At 38.8% G+C, this 7,333-nt stretch carries 6 protein-coding genes; 4 read left to right on the top strand and 2 right to left on the bottom strand.

The annotated features are described in order from the left end of the window. On the bottom strand, nt 1–637 hold a 637-nt coding region (locus BN67_RS00305; RefSeq protein WP_019222185.1), incomplete at its 3' end, for a peptidylprolyl isomerase. A gap of 428 nt (nt 638–1,065) precedes the next feature. Between BN67_RS00305 and secA the strand changes: the two genes are divergently transcribed. The 4 genes from secA to prmC all read left to right on the top strand — a co-directional run bounded on the left by secA (nt 1,066) and on the right by prmC (nt 6,357). Next, nucleotides 1,066–3,783: a preprotein translocase subunit SecA gene (gene secA, locus BN67_RS00300; protein ID WP_019222184.1), complete on the top strand. Its 2,718-nt coding sequence runs from the start codon at nt 1,066–1,068 to the stop codon at nt 3,781–3,783. Then, nucleotides 3,722–4,219, top strand: coding sequence for a Fur family transcriptional regulator (locus BN67_RS00295; RefSeq protein ID WP_026088069.1), 498 nt, complete (start codon nt 3,722–3,724; stop codon nt 4,217–4,219). Before secA ends, BN67_RS00295 begins: the two co-directional genes overlap by 62 nt. Nucleotides 4,220–4,414: 195 nt before the next feature. After that, entirely contained in the window at nt 4,415–5,494 is a 1,080-nt protein-coding gene (gene prfA / locus BN67_RS00290) for a peptide chain release factor 1 (protein ID WP_019222182.1), read from the top strand. Then, nucleotides 5,491–6,357: a peptide chain release factor N(5)-glutamine methyltransferase gene (gene prmC / locus BN67_RS00285; protein WP_019222181.1), complete on the top strand. Its 867-nt coding sequence runs from the start codon at nt 5,491–5,493 to the stop codon at nt 6,355–6,357. Before prfA ends, prmC begins: the two co-directional genes overlap by 4 nt. Here prmC and nrdF read toward each other — a convergent pair. Next, nucleotides 6,354–7,328, bottom strand: a complete 975-nt coding sequence (gene nrdF / locus BN67_RS00280; protein WP_019222180.1) for a class 1b ribonucleoside-diphosphate reductase subunit beta — start codon at nt 7,326–7,328, stop codon at nt 6,354–6,356. The two genes, prmC and nrdF, sit on opposite strands and share 4 nt — an antisense overlap. Between the last annotated feature and the right edge of the window lie 5 nt (nt 7,329–7,333).

Here is a 7,333-nt window from a genome sequence, read left to right as displayed (position 1 = left end):
TTTGACCATGGCTAAAATAACCAAGATCACCCCCAACAGCAGCTGAACCATCGGTTGAGTACTTTTTTGCAATCTCTTCAAAACTCTCGCCCTTGTTTAAACGCTTAATGATAGCTTCTGCTTCTTTGCTCGTTTTCACTAAAATATGACGCGCTTTCACCTCATCCTCTTTAGGCAAAGCAGCAACTTCTTTCTTATAAAGAGCTTCCAAATCAGAATCTGAAATTTTATCAACAACGGCCTGCTTAAAATAAAGCTGTTGAAGGACATTATCACGCATCACTGCCATACGTTTATTGTAAGTTTCGCTTTTATCAATTCCTGCTTGAACAGCTGCTTTAGCAAGTGCTTGCATATCCAAATAAGCTTTTAAAACCATGACACGACGTTGTTCATCAGGAAGACGCGCTAAATTAGGATTTATTTCAAGCGCTAGCTCATCCAATTGCCCTGCTGTAATATTCTTCCCATCAATAACTGCCATAATATGCGAAGGAGGAACTGTTTTTTCAGAAACCTTTTCCAAATCCTTTAAATCGCTCAACGGTGTATTCGAACTTTCTCGGGCAACCACCCCTAGACTCGTACTTGCCAATAAAGTTGATACCAAAAACAGCATGATAAAATTGGATTTCATAAATATACTCCTTAAAAATGAAGGCCGGTTTAAGATTCTTATTTTCTTTCCCATAACATTTTAATCTCTAAACATGATAAATAATATTTAAGTCATTTCATTTAAAAAACATAAACTTATCCTTTTATCCTCGTTTATCCAACCCTTCTTAACATTGCAAAAAACATGACAATATAAAAAATAATAGCGTCTTGTATCCTCAATTCTTTTGTATTGGATAAAATAAACATCATCACTGAAGTTGACACAGTGCATTTAGCCTCTTATCTCTATTTTTATAGTGAAGTGAAAAATTGCACCTCAATAAAAGTATAATGGTAATATTTTCTTCGTCAAATTATATTAAAATGCCTTGGAAGTGCAAATTCATGAGGATAACATATGCCGTATCCAAAAATAATGAGAACAATTAAAGGAAAGGGCCAGAGATGGTCAGTTTAGGTGTCTTTGCTCGTAAATTTTTTGGCTCAGCTCAAGAGCGACGCCTCAAAGCTCTGCGCCAGCGAGTCGTACAAATTAATGCTTTGGAAGAACAGTTCCTGAAATTAAGTGATGCACAGCTTCGTCAAAAGACTGATGAATTTCGTAAACGTCTCTCTGAAGGTGCAACTGTTGACTCTCTTCTCCCAGAAGCTTTTGCAACTGTCCGTGAAACAGCAAAGCGTGTTTATAATATGCGTCCTTTTGACGTACAGCTTATTGGTGGAATGGTGCTTCATGATTGTGGCATTGCTGAAATGCGTACCGGTGAAGGTAAAACACTCATGTCAACTCTACCCATTTACCTAAATGCATTAGAAGGAAAGGGTGTTCATGTCGTTACGGTAAACGATTATCTTGCTAGTCGTGATGCTGAAACAATGGGAAAAATCTTTGGTTTTCTGGGGCTAACAACGGGTGTGATTCTCCATGACCTTGATAATGAGGCGCGTCGAGATGCCTATGCATGTGACATCACTTATGCAACAAATAATGAATTGGGTTTTGATTACCTGCGTGATAATATGACCTTTGATCCTCATCAAATGGTTCAGCGCGGTCATCATTATGCAATTGTCGATGAAGTTGATTCAATCCTCATTGATGAAGCACGTACCCCTCTTATTATTTCTGGTTCTCTAGAGGATCGCACAGACTTTTATAACCTTATTGATACATTTATTCCTGCCTTGACTTCAGAAGACTATGAAATAGATGAAAAACAAAAAACAACGACTTTTACCGAAATTGGTACTGAAAAAATTGAAAAAATGCTTGAACAAGCCGGACATCTTACAGGTGAAAGTCTTTACGACATAGAAAATGTTGCTATCGTTCATCATATCAATAACGCGCTTAAAGCCCATAAATTGTTTGTTCGTGACAAGGACTACATCGTTCGTAATGACGAAATCGTTATTATTGATGAATTTACAGGTCGTATGATGCCAGGACGGCGTTACTCTGAAGGACTTCATCAAGCTCTAGAAGCTAAAGAGCATGTTGCTATTCAACCAGAGAATCAAACACTCGCGTCTATCACTTTCCAAAATTATTTCCGTATGTATAGAAAACTGTCGGGGATGACTGGAACCGCCGTTACCGAAGCTGAGGAATTCAATAATATTTATGGTCTTGAAGTTGTAGAAGTTCCCACGAATTTACCCATACAGCGTCTTGATGAAGATGATGAAATCTATCGAACAGCAGAAGAAAAATATCGTGCTATCATACGTGATATCCGTCAAGCTCATGAAAAAGGACAGCCTATTCTTGTTGGAACAACGTCTATTGAAAAATCAGAACAATTAGCAGAACGTTTACGAAAAGAAGGCATTACAGATTTTAGAGTTTTAAATGCTCGCTATCATGAACAAGAAGCGTATATTATTGCACAAGCAGGAGTTCCCGGAGCTTTAACTATTGCCACCAACATGGCTGGTCGTGGGACTGATATACAGCTTGGTGGTAATATTGAAATGCGTATCCGACAAGAGTTACAGGACATGCCCGATGGAGAAGAACGGACTGCTCAAATTGAAAAAATTAAAGAAGATGTTAGAAAGCTTAAAGAAGAAGCATTAGCTGCTGGGGGGCTTTATGTTATCGCTACTGAACGCCATGAAAGCCGTCGTATTGACAACCAGCTGCGCGGACGCTCCGGTCGACAAGGTGATCCTGGTCGCTCAAAATTCTTTCTTTCTCTTCAAGACGATCTCATGCGTATCTTCGGCTCTAATCGTATGGATAGTATGCTGCAAAAATTAGGACTAAAAGAAAATGAAGCCATTACGCATCCATGGATCAATAAGGCTCTCGAAAAAGCGCAGAAAAAGGTCGAAGCGCGAAATTTTGAAATTCGTAAAAATTTGTTAAAATATGATGATGTCATGAATGACCAACGCAAGGTTATTTTTGAACAGCGCATGGAAGTTATGAATGAAAACGATTTAACAGACATGGTCATTGAAATGCGCAATGAAGTGGTTGAAGACCTCGTAGAGACCTATATTCCATCTGGAACATATTCGGAAAAATGGAATGCAAAAGCTCTACAAGACAAAATCCACCAACTTTTCAACCTTGAACTTCCCATAGAAGAATGGGTTAAGGAAGATGGAATTGCCGAAGAACAGATTTTAGAACGCGTATCAGACGCTCTCACAAAACTTGAAAACGAGCGTATTGAACGCTACTCTCCAGAAGTTATGGCTTATTTTCATAAGGCTATTTTGCTTGAAACTATTGACATTTTATGGCGCGAACATTTGGTAAGTTTAGACCATTTGCGCTCTGTTGTTGGCTTTCGTGGTTATGCACAACGGGATCCACTCAACGAATATAAGACGGAATCATTTGAACTCTTCCAGGCCATGCTTAGAAATTTACGGAGAATCGTTACTTCTAAACTGATGTCTTTTGAAATTGCTCAATCCCCCACAGAGCCACCTGCAGATAAAAAAATGAATGCTGATTCTCTTGTTCGTAATGATAAAGGTGAAGATATTCAGCCAACTTTGTGGAAACTTTCAAAAGAGAATCGCGTGGTGAATCCGAAAGACCGCGACCCTAACGATTTATCCACATGGGGGAAAGTAGGACGTAATGAACGTTGCCCTTGTGGTTCAGAAAAGAAGTACAAACATTGTCATGGAGCCTTCGTTTGAAAAACAAATAATGAAGAAGATGAATAAAAAGCGAAACTATGAGCAAGAGTTGCGAACTGCAGGTCTAAGAGTAACACGTCAAAGACGTATTATTTTTGATATTTTGGCTGATACAAATGATCATCCGAACGCGTTTGAGATTTTTCAGCGTGCTCATAAGATAGATTCCAGTATTTCGCTCTCAACTGTTTATAGAACTATGAAAATATTAGAAGGAAATGGAAAAATTCATCGCCATACATTTAGTGGTGGACCGTCTCGTTTTGAGCAAGCAGACGGACAACACCATGATCACCTCATTGATATAGAAACAGGAAAAGTTATTGAATTTCATTCTGATGTCATTGAAAATCTGCAAGAAGAAATTGCTAAATCCCTTGGCTATGATATTATTCATCATCGTCTTGAAATTTATGGAAAAAAACGCAATACTTAAATCAATAATTTCATATGTATAAGCAAAGATCTAGCCCGTACAAACCAGATTTTAAACAAGTTTATCTTCAGAACTATCGGTTTTTATTGGCAAGAAGGGTTTTCTGCTTTACGAACCTCTTTTATCTGATGTTATAAAGTATTTGATCACCAATCTTACAACAAAAATATTATTATAAATTAGGCCAATATTATCATGGTTTCTTTGCCACAAGATCGTATGAAACAGCTTGAAAAACGCTTTGAAATAATTGAAGATCAAATGGCTCAAAGCCCAAATGCTGAAACATATGTAAAATTAGCTTCTGAATATGCAGAATTACAGCCTATTGTTCATTCTATCCGCGCATTAAATGCTCTTTACAGAGAAATTTCAGAGCTGGAAATTATCATCAATGATAAAATAACAGACATAGAAATGCGTAACTTAGCACAAGAAGAGTTACCATTATTATGTCAAAAAGTGGAACAACTTAAACAAGAACTCCAAATTCTGCTTTTGCCTAAAGATGTTGCCGATGAAAAAAGCGCTATTGTGGAAATTCGAGCAGGAACAGGAGGATTAGAAGCAGCGCTCTTTGCCGGTGATCTTTTTCGCATGTATGAGCGTTATGCCGCCTCTCATAACTGGAAAACGGAAGTGCTTTCGCTTAATGAGGGAGAAGTGGGTGGATATAAAGAAATTATTGCCACTATTTCAGGGAAAGGTGTCTTTTCTAAACTGAAATTCGAATCAGGCGTTCATCGTGTGCAACGCATCCCTGAAACAGAAACAGGGGGGCGCATCCATACATCTGCTGCGACCGTTGCAGTCCTTCCAGAGGTAGAAGAAATTGATATTGAAATTCGTCCAGAAGATATCCGCATTGATACAATGCGTGCCTCTGGCGCAGGAGGACAACACGTCAATACAACCGATTCAGCCGTTCGTATCACGCATATTCCAACAGGAATTATGGTTGTACAAGCGGAAAAATCACAGCACCAAAACCGTGCACGAGCACTTCAAATTTTACGCGCACGTTTATTTGACATGGAACGACAAAAAGCGGAAAGTGAACGTTCTCAATCCCGCAAAAATCAAGTTGGCTCTGGTGACCGGTCAGAACGTATTCGTACCTATAATTTTCCTCAAGGACGTGTTACGGATCATCGTATTAATCTTACGCTCTACAAACTTGATCGTATTCTGGAAGGAGACCTTGATGAGATTATTGATGCTCTCATTTCCGATCATCAGACAGCACTTCTCACGGAAATGGATCATCATGGATGAGCTCGCATACTCTCAATGACACTCTTCTAAAAACGCAAAAAAAATTGCGCGATCATGGGATTCCTGAGGCCAACCTTGAGGCAAAAATACTTGTTGAATGGGTAACAAATACCACTGCCTCTGATAGAATTTTACAACCATCTCAGCGCTTATCCTTTGAGACAATCGCACAACTAGAACATGCCATACAACAACGTATTGCTGGCGAACCCGTTTATCGTATTATCGGAAAACGAGAATTTTATGGTATATCTTTCGCATTATCTCGCGATACATTAGAACCGCGCTCCGATACAGAAACGCTCATAGAGCTTGTTTTACCACTCCTCAAAAAACAGGGAGAGAAATCAAACAAAATAACGCTGCTTGATATGGGCACAGGGAGTGGTGCTCTTGCCATTACCATTCTCAAACACATTCCCCAATCTTCTGCAGTGGCAGTTGATATTTCCGAAGATGCTCTTCAAACAGCCATAAAAAATGCAGAAAATGCGGAGGTTGCAAACCGTTTTACACCTCTTCTCAGTAATTGGTTTAACGCTGTCACAGGTCAATTTGATCTCATTGTTTCTAATCCACCTTATATCCCAGAAGAAGAGATCCAAAACCTTGCAAAGGAAGTGCGTCTGTATGACCCCTTACGCGCACTGATCGGTGGGAAAGATGGTCTTGATTTTTATCGGAAAACCGCTCACAGAGCGGCAAACTACTTAAAAGAAAAAGGCTTTATAGCTGTCGAAATTGGCTATTCTCAAGAAAAAGATGTTTGCAACTTATTCGAAAAGAATGGCTTCCAGCATCTCAAAACACGCAAAGACCTCAATGGTATCCCCCGCGCTCTCCTCTTCACATATAAGCATTAAAACTCCCAATCATCATCTGTGGTTGCAACCGCTTTACCAATGACATACGAAGATCCCGACCCTGAAAAGAAATCATGATTCTCATCAGAATTTGGTGATAAAGCCGCCAGAATAGCAGGGTTTACATGGCAAACTTCTGGTGGGAAAAGAGCTTCAAACCCAAGATTCATGAGAGCCTTATTCGCATTATAATGAAGAAAAACCTTTACATCCTCTGTTAAGCCAAGTGTATCATAAAGATCTTCAGTATATTTGCATTCAATATGGTACAAATCGAAGAGTAAATTAAAAGCAAAATCTTTAATTTCCTTCTTTTTAATTTCATCAAGTTTTGCAAATCCCAATTGAAATTTATAGCCTATATAATAACCATGTACAGCTTCATCACGAATGATCAGTCGAATAAGATCAGCTGTATTGGTTAATTTAGCGCGGCTTGCCCAATACATTGGTAAATAAAAACCAGAATAAAATAAAAAGCTTTCTAGCAAAGTCGAAGCGATTTTCTTCTTTAACGGATCATCTGCTTCATAACGCTCAAGCACTAATCGGGCTTTTTTCTGTAAATGAACATTTTCTTCTGACCATCTAAAGGCATCATCAACTTCTACTGTCAAACATAAAGTTGAAAAAATAGAGGAATAAGAACGCGCATGAACTGCTTCCATGAACGCAATATTCGTTAATACCGCTTCCTCATGCTCTGTTATGGCATCAGCCATAAGTGAAATGGCGCCTACAGTGTTTTGAACTGTATCCAAAAGAGTCAGTCCTGTAAAAACACGAATCGTTAGCTTACGCTCTTCTTCTGTCAAACTCGACCATGAAGGAATATCATTCGAAAGCGGAACCTTTTCAGGCAACCAAAAATTTCCCGTTAAGCGATTCCATACTTCAAGATCTTTCTCATCGTGTAATCTATTCCAATTAACAGCACAAACAACAGGATTCTTCGTTGTAATCTTTGTCATATCAT

The organism is Bartonella rattaustraliani AUST/NH4 (assembly GCF_000312565.1).
Taxonomy (GTDB): domain Bacteria; phylum Pseudomonadota; class Alphaproteobacteria; order Rhizobiales; family Rhizobiaceae; genus Bartonella; species Bartonella rattaustraliani.
The sequence above is the reverse complement of the archived record's forward strand: the minus strand, read 5'-3'. Positions and strand labels throughout refer to the sequence as shown.

Bases quoted from the DNA above. Each gene is read 5' to 3' on its own strand.
- nrdF (WP_019222180.1), bottom strand. From the start codon at position 7,328: ATGACAAAGATTACAACGAAGAATCCTGTTGTTTGTGCTGTTAATTGG.
- prmC (WP_019222181.1), top strand. From the start codon at position 5,491: ATGAGCTCGCATACTCTCAATGACACTCTTCTAAAAACGCAAAAAAAA.
- secA (WP_019222184.1), top strand. From the start codon at position 1,066: ATGGTCAGTTTAGGTGTCTTTGCTCGTAAATTTTTTGGCTCAGCTCAA.
- BN67_RS00295 (WP_026088069.1), top strand. From the start codon at position 3,722: ATGAACGTTGCCCTTGTGGTTCAGAAAAGAAGTACAAACATTGTCATG.
- prfA (WP_019222182.1), top strand. From the start codon at position 4,415: ATGGTTTCTTTGCCACAAGATCGTATGAAACAGCTTGAAAAACGCTTT.